General features: G+C 41.5%; 23 protein-coding genes. 12 read left to right on the forward strand and 11 right to left on the reverse strand.

The genetic code is table 11. The features are described 5' to 3' along the window. Nucleotides 1–35: 35 nt before the first annotated feature. Nucleotides 36–875, forward strand: coding sequence for a tyrosine-type recombinase/integrase (locus tag HYG79_RS08110; RefSeq protein WP_179241601.1), 840 nt, complete (start codon nt 36–38; stop codon nt 873–875). Here HYG79_RS08110 and HYG79_RS08115 read toward each other — a convergent pair. The 4 genes from HYG79_RS08115 to recA all read right to left on the reverse strand — a co-directional run bounded on the left by HYG79_RS08115 (nt 865) and on the right by recA (nt 4,530). Beyond that, nucleotides 865–2,418, reverse strand: a complete 1,554-nt coding sequence (locus HYG79_RS08115) for an outer membrane beta-barrel protein (protein WP_179241602.1) — start codon at nt 2,416–2,418, stop codon at nt 865–867. The two genes, HYG79_RS08110 and HYG79_RS08115, sit on opposite strands and share 11 nt — an antisense overlap. A 12-nt stretch (nt 2,419–2,430) precedes the next feature. Then, on the reverse strand, nt 2,431–2,961 hold the full coding sequence (locus HYG79_RS08120) for an RNA polymerase sigma factor (RefSeq protein WP_179241603.1): 531 nt from the start codon (nt 2,959–2,961) through the stop codon (nt 2,431–2,433). Between the two features lie 38 nt (nt 2,962–2,999). Further along, the gene (locus tag HYG79_RS08125) at nt 3,000–3,419 is read right to left on the reverse strand and encodes a hypothetical protein (protein ID WP_179241604.1); all 420 of its coding nucleotides are present in this window, start codon (nt 3,417–3,419) and stop codon (nt 3,000–3,002) included. 103 nt (nt 3,420–3,522) lie between these two features. Beyond that, nucleotides 3,523–4,530, reverse strand: a complete 1,008-nt coding sequence (gene recA / locus HYG79_RS08130; protein ID WP_179241605.1) for a recombinase RecA — start codon at nt 4,528–4,530, stop codon at nt 3,523–3,525. A gap of 568 nt (nt 4,531–5,098) precedes the next feature. On the opposite strand from recA, the gene trhO reads away from it, so the two are divergent. The 10 genes from trhO (at nt 5,099) to HYG79_RS08180 (ending at nt 15,204) form a co-directional block, all read left to right on the forward strand. Next, nucleotides 5,099–6,130: an oxygen-dependent tRNA uridine(34) hydroxylase TrhO gene (gene trhO, locus HYG79_RS08135; RefSeq protein ID WP_179241606.1), complete on the forward strand. Its 1,032-nt coding sequence runs from the start codon at nt 5,099–5,101 to the stop codon at nt 6,128–6,130. Nucleotides 6,131–6,207: 77 nt separating this feature from the next. After that, nucleotides 6,208–6,453, forward strand: coding sequence for a hypothetical protein (locus HYG79_RS08140; RefSeq protein WP_179241607.1), 246 nt, complete (start codon nt 6,208–6,210; stop codon nt 6,451–6,453). 169 nt (nt 6,454–6,622) lie between these two features. Continuing rightward, nucleotides 6,623–7,795 (forward strand): PSP1 domain-containing protein, encoded by a 1,173-nt coding sequence (locus tag HYG79_RS08145; RefSeq protein WP_179241608.1) that lies wholly within the window; start codon nt 6,623–6,625, stop codon nt 7,793–7,795. Then, complete coding sequence (locus tag HYG79_RS08150) at nt 7,788–8,273, forward strand: gliding motility lipoprotein GldH (protein WP_179241609.1); 486 nt, start codon at nt 7,788–7,790, stop codon at nt 8,271–8,273. Before HYG79_RS08145 ends, HYG79_RS08150 begins: the two co-directional genes overlap by 8 nt. A gap of 5 nt (nt 8,274–8,278) precedes the next feature. Further along, nucleotides 8,279–10,612 (forward strand): penicillin-binding protein 1A, encoded by a 2,334-nt coding sequence (locus HYG79_RS08155; protein ID WP_179241610.1) that lies wholly within the window; start codon nt 8,279–8,281, stop codon nt 10,610–10,612. A 118-nt stretch (nt 10,613–10,730) separates the two neighbouring features. Beyond that, entirely contained in the window at nt 10,731–11,432 is a 702-nt protein-coding gene (locus HYG79_RS08160; RefSeq protein ID WP_179241611.1) for a CoA transferase subunit A, read from the forward strand. 3 nt (nt 11,433–11,435) lie between these two features. Continuing rightward, on the forward strand, nt 11,436–12,089 hold the full coding sequence (locus HYG79_RS08165; RefSeq protein WP_179241612.1) for a 3-oxoacid CoA-transferase subunit B: 654 nt from the start codon (nt 11,436–11,438) through the stop codon (nt 12,087–12,089). Between the two features lie 937 nt (nt 12,090–13,026). Further along, nucleotides 13,027–13,395, forward strand: coding sequence for a hypothetical protein (locus HYG79_RS08170; RefSeq protein WP_179241613.1), 369 nt, complete (start codon nt 13,027–13,029; stop codon nt 13,393–13,395). Between the two features lie 114 nt (nt 13,396–13,509). Next, a complete protein-coding gene (locus HYG79_RS08175; protein ID WP_179241614.1) occupies nt 13,510–14,043 on the forward strand; it encodes a GNAT family N-acetyltransferase in 534 nt (177 codons plus the stop codon). Nucleotides 14,044–14,052: 9 nt separating this feature from the next. Next, entirely contained in the window at nt 14,053–15,204 is a 1,152-nt protein-coding gene (locus HYG79_RS08180) for a serine hydrolase domain-containing protein (protein ID WP_179241615.1), read from the forward strand. On the opposite strand, the gene HYG79_RS08185 is transcribed toward HYG79_RS08180, so the two are convergent. Both HYG79_RS08185 and HYG79_RS08190 read right to left on the reverse strand, forming a co-directional pair. Further along, the gene (locus HYG79_RS08185; protein WP_179241616.1) at nt 15,197–15,898 is read right to left on the reverse strand and encodes a LytR/AlgR family response regulator transcription factor; all 702 of its coding nucleotides are present in this window, start codon (nt 15,896–15,898) and stop codon (nt 15,197–15,199) included. The two genes, HYG79_RS08180 and HYG79_RS08185, sit on opposite strands and share 8 nt — an antisense overlap. Beyond that, complete coding sequence (locus HYG79_RS08190; RefSeq protein WP_228027965.1) at nt 15,895–16,578, reverse strand: sensor histidine kinase; 684 nt, start codon at nt 16,576–16,578, stop codon at nt 15,895–15,897. The genes HYG79_RS08185 and HYG79_RS08190 overlap by 4 nt, the downstream gene beginning before the upstream one ends. A 504-nt stretch (nt 16,579–17,082) precedes the next feature. Here HYG79_RS08190 and HYG79_RS08195 point away from each other — a divergent pair. Beyond that, on the forward strand, nt 17,083–17,667 hold the full coding sequence (locus HYG79_RS08195) for a TlpA family protein disulfide reductase (protein ID WP_179241618.1): 585 nt from the start codon (nt 17,083–17,085) through the stop codon (nt 17,665–17,667). Here HYG79_RS08195 and HYG79_RS08200 read toward each other — a convergent pair. The 5 genes from HYG79_RS08200 to HYG79_RS08220 form a co-directional block, all read right to left on the reverse strand. Beyond that, entirely contained in the window at nt 17,664–18,818 is a 1,155-nt protein-coding gene (locus tag HYG79_RS08200; RefSeq protein ID WP_317168502.1) for a methionine aminotransferase, read from the reverse strand. The two genes, HYG79_RS08195 and HYG79_RS08200, sit on opposite strands and share 4 nt — an antisense overlap. 56 nt (nt 18,819–18,874) lie before the next feature. Continuing rightward, on the reverse strand, nt 18,875–19,342 hold the full coding sequence (locus tag HYG79_RS08205) for a very short patch repair endonuclease (protein WP_179241619.1): 468 nt from the start codon (nt 19,340–19,342) through the stop codon (nt 18,875–18,877). Nucleotides 19,343–19,406: 64 nt separating this feature from the next. Further along, nucleotides 19,407–20,153 (reverse strand): succinate dehydrogenase/fumarate reductase iron-sulfur subunit, encoded by a 747-nt coding sequence (locus HYG79_RS08210; protein WP_179241620.1) that lies wholly within the window; start codon nt 20,151–20,153, stop codon nt 19,407–19,409. 32 nt (nt 20,154–20,185) lie between these two features. Further along, complete coding sequence (locus HYG79_RS08215) at nt 20,186–20,560, reverse strand: four helix bundle protein (RefSeq protein ID WP_179241621.1); 375 nt, start codon at nt 20,558–20,560, stop codon at nt 20,186–20,188. Nucleotides 20,561–20,604: 44 nt separating this feature from the next. Next, the gene (locus HYG79_RS08220) at nt 20,605–22,608 is read right to left on the reverse strand and encodes a fumarate reductase/succinate dehydrogenase flavoprotein subunit (RefSeq protein ID WP_179241622.1); all 2,004 of its coding nucleotides are present in this window, start codon (nt 22,606–22,608) and stop codon (nt 20,605–20,607) included. Between the last annotated feature and the right edge of the window lies 1 nt (nt 22,609).

Raw genomic sequence — 22,609 nt, forward strand, 5'->3', positions numbered from 1 at the left:
AAATTAACATAACCGCCCTTACGGCCAATAAAGCAATGTTTGTTAAATTTAGAAAAATTCTTCAACTTAAAAGATATAGTGAAAGCACCATAAAAAATTACATGCATATGGTGGCAACATTTCAAGAACATGTAGGGAACACCCCTATCCATAAATTGGATACCGCCTTTATCATAAAGCACGCCGCAGATCTTGTGGCCGCAAAAAACTACGGGGCGTCGTCCCACAAACAGCTCATAGGCGCATTATCGCTGTATTATAAAGAACTCTACAAACGCCCAATGGACTTTTCAATGATATACCCTACACGAAAAGAACATTCTCTACCTGAAATTTTGGCGAAAGAAGAAGTTTTGGAACTTTTTTCACAAACAAAAAACCTAAAACACTTAACTATTTTAAAAACAATATATGCTTTGGGTTTGCGAAGAAGTGAAGCCTTAAACTTAAAAGTGGCCGATATTGACGGAAAACGAAAGCTGGTACACATCAAAAGCGCAAAGGGCAAAAAGGACCGGATCGTACCCCTACCCGATAAATTACTCGTACAATTAAGGGAATACTACCGTAGCTATAAACCAAAAAACCACCTTTTTTATGGGGCGAACAGGAGCCAATATTCGGCGGCAAGCATAAGAAATGTTTTTAAGGCCGCTTGCAAAAGGGCCAAAATCACCAAGAACGTAACCCTGCACAGCCTTCGGCATGCTTATGCCACACACCTTATGGATGCTGGTACCGATGTACGCATGATACAGCAACTGTTGGGGCACGAATCTATAAAGACGACCATGCGCTACACCCATGTAACCACCCGCTCCTTATTGCACGTGCCCAGCCCTTTGGATTTTTTGGAACAGCCCCCTAAAACTTGAACGTTAGACCACTGTACACCCCTACAGAAAAAGGCTGAAAAGTACCGTCGGTCTCAGAGAATGTGTTCAATTGGTATTTAAATACAGGCTCTAGATTTAGCTTTACTTTGGATGAAAACTTATAATCAACACCAATGCCCGCATTGGCACTAAAGTTTATGCTATTGATGTTGTTCGCCTCGCCAAGCTCCATAACCTGGCCACCACCCTCTACGGATACCGAATTGTCTACCAAGAAAAGAGAACTGAAGCCGCCCACTAAGTTTACGCCCACTTTTTTGTTGACCAAGGCGTAGTTGAGCTCCAAGGGTACTTCCAAATACCCGAATTGCTGGGACATGATTCCGTTTCTTTCGGGTGATATGGCGTTGGTATCCAAGTCGGAAGGGTTTTGAAAACTCGCTTCGGGTGCGGCCCTACTGTTCAATACTAGGTTTTTTGAGGTGGCCCTGTAGCTGATGTTATCGATCTGGTCGTTAGTAGAACCGTCCAAGGACGACGAAAAAGAAACATCATTGGTATCGTACCCATAATCTACCTTGTGTATACCGGAACGCAGGCTCAACCTATCCGATATTTCATAGGCCACGGTAAGGCCGTAGCTAAGGTTTACATTACCTGATTTTCCGTTGGGCACGAAGATTGAATGTACCGGGGAGCCTTCCCCTAGCGCATTAAAATATACGGGGGCCACACTGGGCCCTGCCGACCATTTGTCCTTCGTTGAATTTTCTACGACCGCCTCTTCCTCTTGTTGCTTCTTTTCTATTTCCTCAAAAATCGATTTTTTCTTTGGGTCTTCCTTTTCTTCTTTGGCGGTATGCGTTACCACAGCTTCTTTTTCATTGTTCTTACTGTCCAATATTGCAGAACGCTCTTTTTCCAGGTTTTGGGCAGGGTTGATTTTCCCGTTCGTTTTCACATCATCGGTAATGGCGATACCTTCCTTCTTTTTTTGAAGCATACCGTCAAGGTCTGTTTTTGCCCCATCCTTTTTGGGAACCTGCTGCTGCTTGTTATCGGTCTCGGTAATTTGCTCTTTTTTACCTGTTAGGTTTTTTTGTATTTCATTTGGATGGATGTTCTTTGGATGTTGCTTCTTGGTGCCCGCTTTCTCTTTTGCGTTGTCCTTATTGGCATAAGAATGCTGCTTTTGCGAACTACGGTCTTTAGCCGCATCTATTTTAGGGGCATTATCGTTCTTTTTGGAATCGGCAACGCCTTGATCGATGTCTTGTTGTTCTTGGTTCGCATCATCTTGGAGCGTATCAGTTTTTTGGATAGTATTTTCCGATGCATTTTCAACATCGGTGATTATAGGGGTCGTATTCCCAGAGGGATTTCCCCCGAAGGGGTTTATCACATAGAGCATTAGGGCCAAAAGTGCGGCTACACCGCCTATTTGCCACCAAAAGGGAATCATCCTGCGCGACTTCTTCTGGTTCAAGGAAGCCTCGATAGAGGCCCATACACGCTCGTCGGGTACCTCACCAAAGTCTCTGAACTTCTCTTGAAATAGGTTATCGATATTTTTTTTGTTCATCTTGCGATTTTCTTAGGCAATATGTATACTTTCTTTTTCAATTTTTTCTTTTAATATCAACCGGGCCCTGGCCAGGTTTGATTTTGATGTGCCGGCCGAGGTACCCAACAGTTCGCTTATTTCTTTATGCGTATAACCGTCCATCACATAAAGATTAAAGGTGAGCCTGTACTTATTGGGTAGCTCTTGAATATACCCCAATAGGGTATTAAGGTCAATGTCCTTATCGTTCACTTCCACATCGGTCTGGTCTTCTATCGCATCGGTCACTACATTTAAGAATTCTTCTTTTCTGTATTTTTGCAATACGGTATTAACGGTGATCCGTTTCATCCAACCTTCAAAAGAGCCCTTGTGCTTAAACTGTCCGATTTTACTAAAAATGGTCATAAAACTGTCGTGAAGGTTATCCTCGGCTTCGGTTTTGTTGCGCGAGTACTTTAGGCAAATGCCAAAAAGTATACGGGAATATTTCCTGTACAATTCTTCCTGGGCAGATCTGTTGCCTTTTTTACAATTGTCTATGAGGTCTTCCAGGCTCAAGCTATACGTTGGATTTTTTTGTTCGTTACACCCGAAATTTACGGATTTACCGGAACTTCTATCTCCAAATACCGTTCTTCGCCGTTTTCATCGGTTCCCGTCCAAAATCTAAAGAGGTACGTTTCTGGGTAAATCACTTGAAACCTAAAGCTGGCGGTTATCTCTTGGGACACCTCCGCACATTCGTCCTGATCGGTAAGCACAGAGCCGATCACGACCACGTTTCTAGTGGTGGTCTCGGTACGGTTCACATCAAAGCCCTCAAAAAAAGTACACTCGTCAGGCCTTAAATACGTTACCTCTATCTCGTAGGTTTCGTTTAAATCAAAGGAATCCGGAACATTGGCCGATACAGCTTGTAACGATGTAAAATGAAAATTCACGGTGTCATCGTCCAAGTCACAAGACGATAGGAACAAGGCCAAAAAGATGGCACAGCATATGAATATCCTCTTCATAATATCTATTTTATAAGGATAGATGTAAAAAAAGATAAAGGTTGCGTCAAAAGTATATGTAACGCCCTGAGCCATTCAAGCTCTAAAAAACCAAAATAGGCCGCTATTCCTTAATGGCATGTATTGCCTCCCTGATTTTACCGTCCAGCTCTTCGAACAGCTCGGGATTATCCAGTAAAAGGGATTTTACGGCATCTCTACCCTGTCCCAATTTGGTATCGCCATAACTAAACCAAGAACCGCTTTTCTTTACGATTTCATATTCAACGCCTAGATCTATGATTTCACCCACTTTAGAGATACCTTCCCCGTACATAATATCGAACTCTGCGGTCCTAAAAGGTGGGGCCACCTTATTTTTTACGACTTTGACACGGGTCTTGTTCCCTTGCACCCCGCCGTCGGTATCTTTTATTTGGGTAGAGCGTCTAATATCCAACCGCACCGAGGCGTAGAACTTTAATGCATTGCCCCCCGTTGTAGTCTCGGGATTACCGAACATGACCCCGATTTTTTCCCGCAATTGATTTATGAATATGACCGTACAGTGTGTTTTACTGATAGACCCGGTCAGCTTTCGAAGCGCTTGTGACATCAATCGGGCGTGGAGCCCCATTTTGGAGTCCCCCATTTCACCCTCTATCTCACTTTTTGGGGTCAATGCCGCTACCGAATCGATAATAACGATATCAATGGCCCCGGAGCGTATAAGGTTATCGGCAATTTCCAAGGCTTGTTCCCCGTTGTCTGGCTGGGAAATAATAAGATTATCGATATCTACCCCGAGTTTTTTGGCATAAAAACGGTCAAAGGCATGCTCCGCATCAATAAAAGCGGCGATACCTCCATTTTTTTGAGCTTCCGCAATGGCGTGCAAAGTCAATGTGGTCTTACCCGATGATTCCGGACCATAGATTTCAATGACCCTGCCCCTAGGGTAACCACCTACACCCAAAGCGATATCCAAGCCCAATGACCCAGAGGGTATTACCTCTACATCGGCCACCACACTGTCGCCCATTTTCATTACGGCACCTTTGCCGTACGTCTTGTCCAACTTGTCCAAGGTTAACTTTAAGGCTTTTAATTTTGCATCTTTTTCGGAACTCATACTCTTTTTAAATTAAAATTTTAATATTGCCATTCTTCTTGCGCCCAACAACCCAATAAGGCAGGTATACAAAAGGCTGAACGATTTTTAGGTCTTCCGGCGAGGAATTTTTTGCAAGACCATCCCCCATTAGTGCCAACGAAAAAAAACAAACGTTGTCCAAATATTGGTATGCCGGTCTTTGGCAAATTTTTATGGTCAGCTAAATTACCATTTCTTTTTGCATACTACAAGACCTTGTACGCAACCTTTTGTAATTTATACGTCTTGTATACGACTAGTGTTTACATAATATACTGCACTACTTTACATGCAGGCAACGATGGCTATTTACCTTTTGGTGTTTTTTGAAAAGATGCTATGAAGAAGAATAAAAGGAATAGCCTTAAAGGGCTTTGGTATTTACCTAAGCCCTTTTTAATGTATAGCGACCCAATTTCAAAATGCATGGCACATTGGTGTTTGGTTATTAAGGTAAGCATGGCTTTTCTTATATTTGCGCCAAATTTTAGAATAAGAATTTCTTTAACCTTCCTGCCAGCGGGCAGGCTTAAATTATTGGTATAGCATGCAACTGTACAATACATTAAGTGCGAAGGAAAGAGCGGCCCTTATCAAAGATGCGGGCCAAGAGCGGCTTACGATCTCTTTCTACAAATATGCACATATTGGCAATCCGTCAATATTTAGAAACCATCTTTTTATCCATTGGAACGAACTGGAAGTTCTGGGGCGAATCTACGTGGCCAACGAAGGCATTAATGCCCAACTGTCGGTCCCGGCAGAGAATTTCAAGGCGTTTAAAAAGCATTTGGACAGTATTTCCTTCTTAAAGAACGTTCGGCTGAACATCGCTATAGAGCAAGACAACCTATCGTTTTTGAAACTCAAGGTAAAAGTGCGGCAAAAAATCGTTGCCGATGGGCTGAACGATACTACGTTTGATGTGACCAATAAAGGTATTCATGTAGATGCCCAAAAGTTCAACGAACTTATCGAGCATCCCGACACGGTGCTGGTCGATATGCGTAACCACTACGAAAGCGAAATCGGCCATTTTAAAAATGCGATCACACCTGACGTGGATACCTTCCGGGACTCATTGGATATCATTGAAAATGATTTGGCCGACCACAAAGAGGATAAAAAACTGGTCATGTACTGTACCGGGGGCATACGGTGCGAAAAAGCCAGTGCATATTATAAGCACAAAGGGTTCAAGCAGGTGTATCAGTTAGAGGGCGGCATCATAGAGTACACCCGTCAAGTAAACGACAAAAACCTTGAAAACAAGTTTTTGGGGAAGAACTTTGTTTTTGACCACCGCCGTGGCGAACGCATCTCGGACGATGTTATCGCAAATTGTCACCAATGCGGGAATCCCTGCGATACTCATGTGAATTGTGCCAATGAGGCCTGCCATTTATTGTTCATTCAATGTAAGGCCTGCGCCCAAAGGATGGATGATTGCTGTTCGGACGAATGTAAAGAGATACATAATCTACCGTTTGAAGAGCAGAAGGCACTGCGCAAGGGCAAAACGGTAAGTAATAAAATCTTTAAAAAGGGAAGGTCCGAGGTTTTAAAGTTTAAAAAATAACCGTTCATCGGCCCTCTTAAAATAAAACAAAAGTATTTTCGTTTTTCAATCATACGAACCAATACATAAACCCAATTATGAAAAAACAACTTTCGGGTATAGGAAGCTTTATGGCCTTGGCCGGTATTATTTCTACCGCTCTTTCATTTTTCAATTACAATCTTAGATTATTGACATGGATTGATATGTGGGGCGAAACCGTTGGCTGGATTATCCGCATAGGACTTATCGTGGTCGGGGCAGCTTTGTTCTTTGCTTTTAAGGGCGTTGATGATGACGCAGAGGAAATGGTTGCCGGGAGACAAGACAAAGAAACGGAATAGTATGAATTTTCTGCACATCAAACAATCCCCTAGGAAATTTTCCTAGGGGATTTTCTTTTACATACAAGGTATTTCTAATCCATTGCAAATTATAGTATCTTTACTTTTTAAGTAGAATATGAACCTTTTTCGGTCATAGCACTGGTTATGCCGAACCAACATATAAAATATGGGTTGTAGCAGTTGTTCGACCGGCAAGGACGGACAGCCGCGTGGTTGCAAGAACAATGGGACTTGCGGCACCGATGGCTGTAATAAATTGACCGTGTTCGATTGGCTTTCCAACATGTCGCTTCCAAATGGTGAAAAACCGTTTGATTGTGTGGAAGTCCGTTTTAAAAATAGCAGAAAAGAATTTTTTAGGAATACAGAGCATCTTACACTCGCTATCGGCGATATAGTCGCCACGCAGGCCCAGTCGGGCCACGACATTGGCATGGTCACGCTCACTGGGGAGCTGGTACGGGTACAGATGAAAAGAAAAAAAGTTTCCTACGCTGATGGTGACTTGCCTAAAATCTACAGAAAGGCATCCCAAAAAGATATCGATAAATGGCAAAAATGTCGCGATAGGGAAGAGGAGATAAAAAAGCGATCTCGCGAGATGGCGATTATCCTGAAACTACAAATGAAAATTTCGGATGTTGAATTTCAGGGCGACGGCTCCAAGGCCACATTTTATTACACTGCCGAAGACCGTGTAGATTTTAGGCAGTTGATAAAGGATATGGCGAAGGCCTTTGGCATTCGAATCGAGATGCGGCAGATTGGTTATCGGCAAGAAGCCCAACGCCTGGGAGGCATAGGTTCATGTGGCCGTGAACTTTGCTGCTCTACTTGGTTGACGGATTTTAGGTCGGTAAGCACTTCTGCGGCACGTTACCAAAACCTCTCCTTGAATCCACAAAAATTGGCAGGGCAGTGCGGTAAGTTGAAATGCTGCCTCAATTATGAACTGGACGTATATCTGGATGCGTTAAAAGATTTCCCCCCACAAGACAGCAAGCTCTTTACCGAAAAAGGACTTGCTTTTTGCCAAAAAGTCGATATTTTCAAAGAAACACTATGGTTTTCTTACAAAGACGACCCATCTAACTGGCATACGCTCACCAAACACCAAGTAAACGAAATCCTCGAAAAGAACAAGAAAAAAGAGAAAGTGGCCAGTTTGGAAATGTATGCCGCGGAAAACATATATGCAGAGCAAGAAGAAAAGGTCTTTGAAAACGTTGTAGGGCAAGACAGCCTTACCAGGTTTGATCGTCCCAAAAACAATAAGCGCAGGAACAAGAACAAAAAACGTAGGAACAACAACAAAAAAAGACCTGCCAAAAATGCGTAATTCACTTATTTGTTTAACATTGGTGTCGTTTCTTTTTTCTTGTAACGACACCCTTTCGGTTTCAGAATACAAAGCAACCAACAACGGAAAATGGAATAAGGATTCCATTGTTTCCTTCTCCTTTTCGGAAATGGACACTGTTTCCAAACATAATGTCTTCATCAATATAAGAAATGACGAAAGTTATCCGTTTAGTAATTTGTTCCTGATTGCGGAACTGGAGTCCCCCGATGGTAAAACGGTAACCGATACTTTGGAGTACGAAATGGCCGACCCCTCCGGAGAGTGGTTGGGCAAGGGCAAAGGAAGCGTCAAGGAGAACAAATTATGGTTCAAGGAAAACATCGTTTTTTCCAGTTCTGGCGTATATAATCTACAAATATCCCATGCGATGCGAAAGAACGGAAATGTAAACGGCATAGTAGAATTGGAAGGCATAACGGATGTTGGGTTTCAAATAGAAAAAAGTAATCAATAAATCTTATGGCAAAGGCTGTAAAAAAGAAAAAACAAAATAGTTTTTTCAAGTTTATCAAGTGGTTTTGGATTTTGATAGGTTTTGGAATCCTATCGGGAATATTGTTCTTTTTGGCAGCTTCTTGGGAGTGGTTTGGAGAGTTGCCCACTTTCGAGACCTTGGAAAACCCACAGACCAATCTGGCCACCGAGGTTATTTCGGCAGACGGCAAAACCTTGGGGAAATACTATTTAGACGATAACCGTACCGATGTTCCCTATGAGGAATTGCCTCAAAACCTGGTAGATGCCTTGGTCGCAAGTGAAGATATACGTTTTTACGACCATTCCGGAATCGACGCAAGGGGCACGTTAAGGGCATTCGCCTATTTAGGGAAAAGAGGTGGCGCAAGTACGATTACCCAACAGCTGGCACGGCAACTTTTTGTCGGGGTAAGGTCTAGAAACAAGTTTGAAACCATCAAACAAAAAGCAAAAGAGTGGGTGATTGCCACACAACTGGAGCGCAATTACACCAAAGAGGAAATTATAGCGATGTACTTGAACATCTATGATTTTGGTAATAATGCCGATGGTATTAAGTCCGCATCAAAAATCTATTTTGGAAAAGAACCCAAAGACCTTAAGATAGAAGAATCCGCCATGCTGGTCGGGATGTTGCAAAACTCGTCGTACTTCAATCCTTTGAGGCGTGAGGAGCAAACAAAGAACAAGAGAAATATCGTACTCGGCCAATTGGCCAGATACGACTATATCAGTGAAAAGCAAAGGGATTCGCTCCAAGCCTTAAAAATGGATATTAATTTTAATCCTGAAAACCATAGGGAAGGTTTGGCCACGTATTTTAGGATGTATCTACAAGGATTCATGAACGATTGGATCAAAGAAAACCCCAAGCCAGCGCTTGAAGGGGAACGCGATACATGGAATATATACCTAGATGGACTCAAAATATACACGACCATAGATTCCCGCATGCAGAAAAATGCCGAGGATGCCGTAATTGCACATATGAGCAACCTTCAAGCTGAGTTTTTTAATCAAAACAAACCGGAGCGTAATAAAACCGCACCTTTTTTGGATTTGGACAAGAATCAAATCGATAACATTATGAAACGCGCCATGAAAACTTCGGCCAGATGGCGCTCTATGAAACGAATGGGGAAATCGGAAAAGGAGATTACCGACTCTTTCAATGAAAAAACAGAAATGACCGTTTTCGACTGGAACAGTGATACCAAGGAAAAAGATACGATTATGACGCCTTTGGATTCCATCCGGTACTATAAGACCTTTTTACGTGCCGCTATGATGTCCATGGAGCCTCAAACGGGCCATGTAAAAGCTTGGGTCGGGGGTCTGAACTATAAGCATTTTCAATATGATAATGTAATTCAGGGAGCACGGCAGGCAGGCTCTACGTTCAAACCCTTTGTATACGCCGCTGCTATAGACCAGTTGCGCTTATCGCCTTGCTCTACCTTACCGGACACACAATATTGTATAGAGGCAGAAAAACACGGAAACCCTGAAGCGTGGTGCCCCAAAAATTCAGATGGTAAATACTCCGGGAGAGACATGACCTTAAAATACGCTTTGGCAAACTCCGTAAATACGGTTACAGCACAGTTAATAGATAAAGTTGGGCCAAAATCAGTGGTATCCATTGTCAAGAACGTAGGTCTTACAAGGGAGATTCCCGAAGTGCCTTCTATTGCCTTGGGCACACCAGACTTTAACGTGTATGAAATGGTGGGCGCTTATGGTACGTTCGCCAACCAAGGGGTGTATGTAAAGCCTGTGATGGTGACCCGTATTGAGGATAAAAATGGCACTGTACTCTACGAGTATGTTCCGGAAACCAAAGACGTACTCAGTAAAGAGGTGGCCTACACCATGGTTGATTTGATGCGGGGCGTGGTGCAATCTGGTTCAGGAGGGCGTTTACGCCATTCGTACAACAAAAACGCCACGGTCTACAAAGAAGTAATTACGGGATATCCTTACGAACTTACCAATCCCATTGCAGGAAAAACCGGGACTACACAAAACCAAAGTGATGGTTGGTTTATGGGTATGGTACCCAATTTGGTCACAGGTGTCTGGGTAGGTGGTGAAGATAGGGCGACTCATTTTAAGTCTATTACATATGGCCAAGGGGCTTCTATGGCGTTGCCCATTTGGGGATTGTATATGAAGGCCAATTATGCCAATGAGGAACTTGGTGTCTCTGATGGTAACTTTGAAAAGCCTACAAAAATGGGCATAGAGCTGGATTGTTCAAAATTAAACCAAGAAGAGGATAAACCGGAAGATGATTTGGATGATCTGGATTTCTGATTTCATTTAGAATTTTAATTTTTTTACAAAAGACCTTCGCTGAGCCGAAGGTTTTTTTGTGGTTAATTCAAATTAAAAAGCTGTAAATTAGTAAAGCAATTTTTCACAATTACAAGGTATGATTCGTAAAACGGTTTCTAGTGTCAATGAGGCTTTACAAGGTGTTGAAAACGGCATGACGTTTATGCTGGGGGGGTTTGGTCTTTGCGGTATTCCCGAAAATGCCATAGCTGAACTGGTTCGGTTAGGGATAAATGACATCACATGCATCTCTAACAACGCCGGCGTAGATGATTTTGGTCTGGGCCTCTTGTTGAAAAAGCATCAGATTAAAAAAATGATTTCATCCTATGTTGGTGAGAACGATGAATTTGAGCGGCAAATGCTGAGCGGGGAATTAGAGGTAGAACTAACACCTCAGGGCACATTGGCAGAAAAATGTAGGGCTGCACAAGCGGGGTTTCCAGCTTTTTACACTCCAGCCGGCTATGGTACCGAAGTAGCCGAGGGGAAAGAATCCCGCGAATTCAACGGTAAAATGTATATTTTGGAAAAAGCCTATGAGGCCGATTTTGCATTCGTAAAGGCATGGAAAGGAGATGATGCCGGCAACTTAATATTTAAAGGTACCGCCAGAAATTTTAATCCTAGCATGTGCGGGGCAGCCAAAATTACGGTTGCTGAAGTAGAGGAGCTTGTACCCGCAGGGGAGTTGGATCCCAATGAAATTCATATCCCCGGTATTTTTGTGCAACGCATTTTTGAGGGGAAAAATTATGAAAAGCGAATTGAACAACGAACGGTGCGTCAAAGAAATTAGATTATGCTAGATAAAAACGGAATAGCAAAGCGAATAGCCCAAGAAGTCAAGGACGGATACTACGTAAACTTGGGAATAGGCATCCCTACATTGGTGGCAAATTTTGTAAGGGATGATATTAGTGTAGAATTTCAAAGTGAAAACGGTGTTTTGGGAATGGGACCCTTCCCGTTTGAGGGCGATGAGGATGCCGATATCATAAATGCGGGAAAGCAGACGATTACGACAATGCCTGGAGCTTCTTTTTTTGATTCTGTCACAAGTTTTGGAATGATACGCGGCCAACATGTTGACCTTACCATACTTGGAGCAATGGAAGTGGCAGAAAACGGTGATATAGCCAATTGGAAAATTCCCGGGAAAATGGTCAAAGGTATGGGAGGCGCTATGGATTTGGTCGCATCGGCAGAAAACATTATTGTCGCCATGATGCACACAAACAGGGTCGGTGCATCCAAACTTTTAAAAAGGTGCTCGCTTCCGTTGACCGGGGTAGGGTGCGTAACAAAAATAGTGACCAATCTTGCGGTTTTGGAAGTAACGAATGGTGGATTTAAACTTATAGAATGTGCTCCGGGTGTAAGTGTCGAAGAAATTCGGCAGGCAACCGAAGGTGCTCTTACCGTTGATGGAGACATCCCCGAAATGCCGATTTAACTATTAAACGCCGTGCACTTTATCGAAAAAGAGGTGTGGACTGTATTTCACAACATTTTTTGAAACGTTCACAACAATAATTTAGATTTTAGGTGCCATACCTTTTATATTTACAGTGTAATAAAAAGTCTTTTTCCCCAAATTGACTTTAGCTTAAAACCTAACAAACCTATGGAAGCCCAATTGAACCAAATGCCTACAGAAAAAGAAATACAAGTATACCGAAATGATTTCTATAGCGGAATCGTAATGCTTGCTAGAAAGTTGTTTATGCTATAAACAAATCTTCCTTAAAAAATAATTAAAGAGTAACCTTCCCCAAAGGGTTACTCTTTTTTTATGACCAAACTTGAGCGTGTTCTATTTTTTTAGCTTTTTATCCGGAATTGAATGCCTCTGATAACGCAGAAGTATTTGAAATTTCACTGTGCCACAGTATATTATCCGATAAAAGGTAATACCCTTTAATTTGGTTGCAGTTACTTTGGTTTCTGTAAATCTTATAAGATGATGTTGTCATTTCGAACGTAGTGAGAAATCTCATTATAGCTTCTCGGTATCGGATTCCTCGTCGCTTTGCTCTGTTGGAATGAAAGGCTGTTCACTAAAAAAGAATTTTATTCTTTTGTTCAAGACTATGGACTTGAAATTCACAGAGGCTTCTTTTTAAAAGAAATGTTCAGGACTGTAAAATACAAATTAATCGCATTTCAGCGATAAAAAAGGTATTTTAACGATAAATGTGAGTTTGGGATTATTTGAACGCTCTTTTGAAACTCAAATACATCTTTTTATCGATGAAACATGCATTTCATCGATAAATTAAAATAACAGGTTGTAAATTAATTTTGTAGGAAAATATTTATAGAATTCTGCGTTATACTATAAAGCGAGTCCCACCCGAAAAACCGGGTCGCTTAAACTTAACCTACATAGTATGAAAACGGTAACTTTTATTTTAGCCATTGTAACGCTTTTTATGTCTTGCTCAAAAATTGAAGTCAATAATGACCCGATCATTGGCATATGGCATAACCAAGTCATAAATGAAACCAATAAAAACAACTTAGCAGTGGATAAGGAAGAGTGGATCTTTAATGATGTTTATTTGGGAAGGTTTCACGGCATTACAGATAATAAGGTGACATTTAGCACTGATTTCAAGTGGACCGTCAAAAACGGAGTATACACGATTTCGTACCCGGGGACTGACCTCCCCGAAGAGCAAGTTACTCTCGAAACTGCCCAAAAAGAAACATTTTTGCATGACATAAACGGCGAGAAAAGAGCTATAAGAATCGAGTAAACCAAGCCTATCACTGCCTTGTCAAACCTTTTAAGCTGGGAACAGGCACAAATACAGTATTAAAATCCCTAGGGAGCATGATGTAAATTATGCTTCTTTTTTTATTTTAGGACTATGGATTTCCGCTACAAAAAATGTGCTGAGTCAGACCTTGATATCCTGATTCATATTTCAAGAACCACGTTCCAAAATGCTTTTCAAAACGACAACAACCCGAAAGATTTTAAACAATATTTAGAAGAAGCCTTTGCAAAAGAAAAACTAGTTTCGGAATTAAGTAACCCAAATTCTGTTTTTTGTTTTGTGTACGTAGATGATGTTTTGAGCGGATACTTTAAACTTAATGAGAACAGCGCACAAACTGACATAAAATCAAAGGAAAGCTTGGAGATTGAGCGTATTTACGTAAAACAGGAATTTCAAGGCAAGGGTATCGGCCAAAATATGCTGGAGAAAATAAAGCAAATCGCATTCAAAAAACAAAAAATGTTCATATGGCTCGGTGTCTGGGAGAAAAACAAAAGGGCTATCGATTTTTATCGGAGGCACGGGTTCTTTGAATTTGGAACACATCCCTATTTTATCGGAAACGATAAGCAGACAGATTGGTTAATGCGCTTTGATTTGATTAACTTGAATCCTGAATAAACTTTTGAGATGAAATCAATACCTTACCTGTTAGTTGCATGCTTTTTATCCTTACCTGTTTGTGCCCAAGAGTTTTATTTTCCACAACGAAATGCCGCTTGGGAAAGCAAATCGCCTACAGCCTTTAAAATAGATTCAAGAAGAATAGATGAGGCGGTAAACTTTGCCCAAGAGAACGAGTATTCGGGTTCACGGGATTTACGTATCGCCATTTTGAAAGGTTTTGAGCGGGAGCCTTTTCATGAAATTTTAGGGCCTACCAAAAAAAGGGGCGCACCTGCGGGCATAATTCTCAAAAATGGTTATCAAATCGCCAAATGGGGAGATACCAAACGTGTTGATATGACCTTTAGCGTTACCAAAAGTTTTTTGAGTACCATGGCGGGACTGGCTTTTGACAATGGCCTTATTGCCGATACGGATGACAAGGTGGTAAACTATATCTGGGACGGTATATTTGACGGGGAGCATAATTCCAAAATTACTTGGGAACATTTGCTACAGCAAAATTCAGATTGGTCCGGTGAGCTTTGGGGCGGAAAAGATTGGGCGGACAGGCCACCAAAAGAAGGTAAGCTAGACGAGTGGAAATTTCGAAAATTAAACGAACCCGGCACCGTTATGGAATATAACGATGTTCGCGTAAATGTACTCGCATACGCATTGACCCATGTTTGGCGACAACCAATGCCCATGGTATTAAAAGAGCATGTTATGAATAAAATAGGCGCCTCTACTACATGGCGTTGGCATGGTTATGACCATGCATGGACAGAGATAGACGGTATTCAAATGAAATCGGTTACGGGCGGCGGTCACTCTGGCGCAGGACTTTTTATAAGCACCGAGGACATGGCTCGTTTTGGACTGTTGTTTCTCAATAATGGAAAGTGGGAAAACGAACAGATTATTAGTAAGGAATGGATTAAAAAAGCCATTGAACCCTCAAAACCCAATATAAATTACGGTTATATGTGGTGGTTGAACAAAAAGGGGGCGAGACACTGGGAAGGCCTTTCCGAGAATATATACTATGCGGCCGGTTTTGGTGGTAATTTTATAGTTGTCGATATAGAAAATGATTTGGTGGTCGTAACCCGTTGGCTAGAGCCCAATAAAATAGATGAGTTTATGAAGTTTGTAAATACTGCGCTCAATTAAGGTCGAGTTTATCTACAAGCTTTGGTTTGAACGATCTCCCGACAGGTATTTTTTGCTCATTGATAAATAAAAGATTACCGTTTATTTTCGTAATGGCCTTTATGTTTACGATATAAGATTTATGTATTTGCACAAAATCTTCTTCAGGAAGTTTTAAGATCCAATTTTTGAGGGATTCCAAATATGAATATTGGTTGTTTGCGGTTACGACGGTCACATAATTTTTATCGGATTCTATGTATAGGATATCGTTTAGATACACTTTGTGCAAAGTTTTGTCAACGTTTAAGAATAGGGTTTTGGCATCGGTTTTTTGATTATCCAAAGCGGTCGTATTGGGCCGAAGATGTCTTTTCGCCTTGTTTACCGCTTTCAGGAATCGGTCAAAGGAAAAGGGTTTTACCAAATAGTCACAAATCGTATCTAGTTCAAAGCTCTCCACCGCATGTTCGTGGTAGGCAGTGGTCATGATTACACATGGCGGACTGGATAAGGTTTTGATGTATCGCAAACCGGAAATATCGGGGAGATTGATATCCAAAAAAATAATATCCACTGTATTTTCCTGAATCACGGCATTGGCTTCCAAGGCAGATTGATAGCTTTCTTTGAGTTCCAGACCGGGAACTTTTGAGATATAGTTTTGTAGGATGCGTTGTGCCGGTATTTCATCCTCTATAATAATACAGTTCATTTCAAGTGCAGTTTTAGGTATACTTCAAAACTATCGGTTTGTGTGATTTTGAGCGCATGTTTGTTTTTGTAAAGTAACGATAATCTCTTTTTAAGGTTTTGAAGACCTATTTTTTCTTTCTTAGTCTCCAAGACGTTACGGTAAATTATATTGCTGCAAAAACATTCCAAAAATGAATTTTTTACGGTGATATCAATTTTTATGGTACTCTTTGGCGCACTGTGCTTAAAGGCATTTTCAAGCAAGGTAATGAGCAATAAAGGCGCAATTTCGTGTGCAGTGGTATCCGTTCTTAATCGGTACTCTATTTCTTTGATGTTCTCAGTGCGTATTTTTTGAAAAGCGATGTAGTTCTCGATATATTCCAGCTCCTTTTCTAAGGAAACCGTGTGCGAATTGCTTTCGTAAAGTACATGTTTTAGATTGTTGGAGAGCATTAAGATCATCTCAGGAACGGCATCAGGCTTTTCCAGGGCATACGAATAAATGGTGTTCAAATTGTTAAAGAGCACGTGGGGATTTATCTGTGACTTTAAAAACTGAAGTTCCATTTCGATATTTTCTTTTGTAACGATTTCAAGTTCCTCCTGTTTTTTTAAATAGCGGTACAACATCCACAAGAATGAAAAAAAGACGATAGGCACCAATGTCTGCCACAAATAATCGGATAGACATTTCATAATGGAACAACCACATTCCGCAAAGAAATTACAGTATAATTGAGTGCCCAAAAAGGCAATTGAACTTATTATTAAGGCGTATGCGAAGTAAAGTTTTCGAGGAATAAGATAAGGCAACAACAAACCGTTGTTCACATACACAATGGCAACTAAAATAGATAGGTACAATAAAAATGGATTCTCTGACCAGTAATAATCCGAAAACACAAAAAGGGAAACAAAGATAAAGAGCGCCCAAAACAACAGGTGAATCAATATTTTGGAAATATGCCGACTTAAAAACTCCATACAAACCTAAAACGGTAAAGTACCCAAAAAAAGGGAGTATCTCAAAAACGGATATACGAAATACCCATTCACATATACCAACGGCATGAACCACTAAAAAATAGGCCTCATACATGCTTTATTGATCTACATACACTCTTTTCTGCGGTTGGCAAACATAATTGGTAACACTATGGTTGAAAACCTAGGTTTGAAAAATCGTAAACCTATATAACCATGAAAACCTGTAGTATTTTTTTCGTCTGTAGTTTGTTATTGTTGTCAATCCCGAACGTATGCAGCCCGCAATCAGAAGATTTGAATCTAGTAACGGTCGATAAAAATGGACGGGAAAAGTTACTGGGACAAGTAAATAAAGACGCTTTTATGGCCAATTCTTTTAAGACCTGGTTCAGCACGGGTTTTGACCAATATCAGGTAGATAGTACTACGCTAGAGCCCATAAAGAAGAAATTTTTTGAACACCACATCAAGGTTTTCATGGGAACTTGGTGCGGTGATAGTAAAAGGGAAATCCCTAGGTTTTATAAAATTTTGGAGGCTATTGACTTTCCAAAAGAGCAACTTCAAATGATTGCGGTAGATAACAGCAAGGCCAATTACAAGAAAAGTCCGGGCGGTGAGGAAAAAGGACGTAACATTACCAAAGTGCCCACATTTATTTTTTATAACAATGGCAAAGAGGTAAATCGTATTGTGGAATCCCCGATAAAAAGTTTGGAAAAGGATATTGTGGCGATAATCTCCGGCAAAAAATATATTCCCAATTACAGCACTGCATTGGTATTGCCACAGGATTAAAGTTTAAGGAGAATATCGATTGCCTTTTGCAAGGTTTCTGTTTTTTTGGCAAAACAGAAGCGCAAAACTTTGTCATCCCTGTTGTTTTCATTAAAGGAAGATATGGGAATACTGGCCAGTTTGTGGTCAATGATAAGTCGCTTCGCCAACTCCTCGTCGCTTTCGTCCGTAATGGTATTATAGTTCAACAACTGGAAGAAAGAGCCTTGGGCAGGGGTAAAGGTAAATCGGGACGTTCTTAATCCGTCAAGAAAAAAATCTCTTTTTCGTTGATAAAAAGTGTTCAGTTGCGAATAACGGGACTCGTCTTCAAGATATTGTGCCAAGGCGTGTTGAACGGGTCTGGGGACACAAAACACGTTAAATTGATGTACTTTTTGAAACTCTTGCATCAGCGTTTTTGGGGCAACGCAATACCCTATTTTCCATCCGGTCACGTGAAAGGTCTTCCCAAAAGAAGAACATATGATACTTCTGTCTGCCAAATCGCTGAACCGGGAAGCGCTTTGGTGATCTTTTTCGTCAAACACGATATGTTCATACACTTCGTCGCTCAAAAGGATAATATTGGTGTTTTTTAGTATTTCCTCTAATTGTACCATATCCTCTTTGGTGAAAATGCGTCCACTGGGATTATGCGGCGTGTTGATAATCACCATTCGGGTCTTGGGGGTAATCTTGCTTTTAAATTTACCCCAATCTATTTTGTAATCGGGGAAGCTCAGTTGTAGTGGTACGATTACGCCTCCAACAAGGGTAATGGCCGGTTCGTAACAATCGTAGGCTGGTTTTAGTACAATAACCTCGTCCCCCTTACGAACAAAAGTGGTTATTGCCGTGAAAATTGCCTGTGTGGCACCAGCAACGATGGTGATTTCTGAAATGGGATCATAAGATTGGCCGTGTAGCTTTTTTATTTTATCGCAAAGCCGCTCTCTAAGTTTCAACAAACCTTGCATAGGGGCATATTGGTTGTGGCCCTGTTTCATAGCTTGGGTCACAAATTTCAAAAGCTTTGGGTCGGCCTCAAAATTTGGGAACCCCTGGGACAAATCGGTTGCATTGTATTTTCGCGCCAAATTGCCCACCGTAGTAAAAATAGTGGTCTGTATGTGGGGTAGTTTAGATTTGAAATTTAGTATGGCCTTCACGCTCCGATTTCTTTAAAATTACGCAATTCATCCGATTGACTTGTACTATTTAGTGGCTATACAGCCTTTAAATGCGAAATTACCTTCTGTAGACAACCATCAAGATTTTTTTTGATTTCACTTTCCCAAAACCGGAATACCGTATACCCCAATCGTTTGAGTTCGGCGTTCACTTCTTGGTCCCGTTGCATGTTGCGTTCTATTTTGGCAATCCAGAATTCACGGTTGGTTTTTATTTTTTGTTTTCGTTCCTCCCAATTGTGTCCATGCCAATATTCCCCATCTATAAAGATAACGGTCTTATATTTTTTCAGGGCAATGTCCGGCCTTCCTATCAATTTTTTATAATCGATACGGTATCGATAGCCCTTGGAGTAAAGCGCTTTTCGGAAAGCGAGTTCGGGCTTGGTGTTCTTTCCCCGGATCTTGCTCATGATCTTTGAACGCTTAGGGGTAGTGTAGAAACCCGATTCCTCATTGAAACGAGGTACTTTGATACGTTCTTTGGAATATTCTTTGGGCATATCTAAAAATAAAAAATCCCACGTTGAAGAACGTGGGATTTCAGTTTTATTGCGGACTTCATCACTATCCCTTGATATTCGCCGCTAGATATTCACGGTTCATACGGGCAATGTTCTCCAATGAAATACCCTTGGGACATTCTACTTCACAGGCTCCTGTATTGGTACAGTTTCCAAAACCTTCGAGATCCATTTGGCGTACCATATTCTGCACCCTGTCCACGGCTTCTACCTTGCCCTGCGGTAATAGGGCGTATTGCGAGACCTTTGCCGAGGTGAATAACATCGCACTGGCGTTTTTACAAGCGGCAACACAGGCACCACAGCCAATACATGCAGCTGCATAAAAAGAATCGTCGGCATCATGTTTGTCAATAGGAATGGCATTCGCATCTTGGGTATTACCTGAAGTGTTGACCGAGATATAACCACCCGCCTGTTGTATTCTATCGAATGCACTACGGTCAACAATCAAATCTTTGATAACAGGAAATGCCTTTGCTCTAAAGGGCTCTATAACAATGGTGTCACCATCGTTGAATTTACGCATATGCAGTTGACAGGTAGTGATCAATCTATCCGGACCATGGGGTTCGCCATTGATTTGTAGCGAACACGAACCGCAAATCCCTTCACGGCAGTCATGGTCGAACTCAACGGGTTCTTCACCCTTGGCGATAAGCTCTTCGTTTAGAACATCCATCATTTCAAGGAAAGACATATCCCCATCAATACCATCAATGGTATAATCAACCATCTTACCTTTGGAATTGGCATCTTTCTGACGCCATATTTTTAATGTTAATTTCATGTTGAAATACGTTAATAGTTAAAGGTTAATGGTTATTTGTCCTTAGCTTTTATTAGATAATTAATATATCCATTTAATACTTTGGTACAATCTGTTATCATTAACCTTAATTCTTCATATCTTTTTAAATCAATATAACCTTCGTCTTTACTAACAATTATTTGGTCTAGCAATTCATAAATAGAACCCCTAGCAGTTCTGCAAAATTGTACATTCTCTTTATAATGGTATCGTCCATATCCTTCGGAAATATTATGGGTTATTGATCTAGAAGATCTTCTCATCTGAGATACAATGCCATATTTTTCATAATCCGGATATTGTTTTATTGTTATTGCGATTTCTCTTCTTAACCGAGTTCCTTTTTTCCAACATTCTAGGTCTTCAAAAGTTCTTACGATTCCCATAAGACAAAGAATTTGCTATTAACAAATAACATTTAACCATTAACTTATTTATACGAACGTGTTTTTAATTCGATATTTTCGTACTTCAACTCTTCTTTGTGGAGTACGGCATCTTTTGGTTCCCCTTTATATTCCCACGCAGAAACAAACTTAAAGTTCTTGTCGTCACGTAAGGCTTCACCCTCTGGGGTTTGATATTCCTCGCGGAAATGACCCCCACAGGACTCATTTCTTGTCAAAGCATCCTTGGCAAAGAGTTCTCCCAATTCCAGAAAATCCGCAACACGGCCCGCTTTTTCCAATTCTTGGTTTTTGCTGTCAGCAGCCCCGGGAATACGAACGTTCTCCCAAAAATCTTTGCGAAGTTCGGAGATTTCATCAATCGCTTCTTGAAGCTCTTTGGCGTTGCGCGACATCCCACATTTGTTCCACATGATTTTGCCCAGCTTTTTATGATAGTAGTCTACCGAATTCGTACCGCTGCTATGCATCAATTTTTCTATTCTATCGCGTACTTCTTTTTCGGCGGCATCAAATTCTGGAGTGTCCGTTGGGATAGCCCCGGTCCTGATATCCTGTGACAGATAATCGCCAATAGTGTAAGGCAATACAAAATAACCATCGGCCAAGCCTTGCATTAAGGCGGAAGCTCCTAATCGGTTGGCACCATGGTCACTAAAGTTGGCCTCTCCGGCCGCATAGCAGCCTTCGATCGTGGTCTGTAGATTATAATCCACCCAAAGACCACCCATGGTGTAGTGAACCGCAGGGTATATCATCATCGGGGTCTTGTATGGGTTTTCATCAACGATTTTCTCGTACATCTGAAAAAGGTTTCCATATTTTGCTTCAATGACCTCTTCACCTAGCGAACGGATAGTCTTGTCATCGGCATCCTTCATCCCCGAGGTAAGTGCCTTTTCCTTGCCATAACGCATTATCGCCGCATCAAAGTCAAGGTATACGGCCTCTCCGGTTTTGTTTACACCAAACCCGGCATCACAACGTTCCTTCGCAGCTCGTGAAGCCACATCTCGTGGCACCAAGTTTCCGAAAGCGGGGTATCTTCTTTCCAAATAATAATCCCTATCTTCTTCTTTAAGTTCTGTGGGTTTTAATTTGCCCTCACGTATGGCTTGTGCATCCTCTAACCGTGCGGGGACCCAAATACGCCCGTCATTACGTAAGGATTCGGACATCAACGTCAACTTTGATTGGGATTCGCCCGAAACGGGAATACAGGTCGGGTGTATTTGCGTAAAACAAGGATTGGCAAAATATGCCCCCCTACGGTGGGCTCTCCATGCGGCCATGACATTGCTTCCCATTGCGTTTGTCGACAAAAAGAATACATTGCCGTAACCACCGGTCGCCAAGACCACTGCGTGAGCCGAATGACGTTCTATTTCTCCTGTGACCAAGTTACGGGCTATGATTCCCCGGGCTTTGCCATCTATTTTTACCAAATCCATCATTTCATGACGGTTGTAAGGCGTTATTTTTCCACGGTTTATTTGACGGTTCATGGCGGAGTAAGCACCCAACAATAGTTGCTGCCCAGTCTGCCCTTTTGCGTAAAAGGTCCTGGAAACCAAAACCCCACCAAAAGAGCGGTTGTCCAACAATCCGCCATATTCACGGGCAAAGGGAACACCTTGTGCCACACATTGGTCTATAATGTTTACGGATTCTTCGGCCAAACGATATACATTGGCCTCTCGGGAACGATAATCCCCGCCTTTTACGGTGTCGTAAAATAAACGGTACGGACTATCCCCGTCGCCCTGATAGTTTTTTGCAGCATTGATACCGCCCTGTGCTGCTATTGAATGCGCGCGCCTTGGAGAATCTTGATAACAAAAAGTCTTTACATTATAGCCCAGCTCGGCCAAGGTTGCGGCAGCTGAACCACCGGCAAGACCTGTACCCACCACGATAATATCAATATTACGCTTATTGGCAGGATTTACCAGATTAATTTCGTTCTTATGTTTCGTCCATTTATCGGCCAAAGGCCCAGATGGAATTTTAGAATCCAATATGCCCATA

Origin of the sequence: Costertonia aggregata, assembly GCF_013402795.1 — a bacterium.
In the GTDB taxonomy this organism is placed as follows: Bacteria; Bacteroidota; Bacteroidia; order Flavobacteriales; family Flavobacteriaceae; genus Costertonia; species Costertonia aggregata.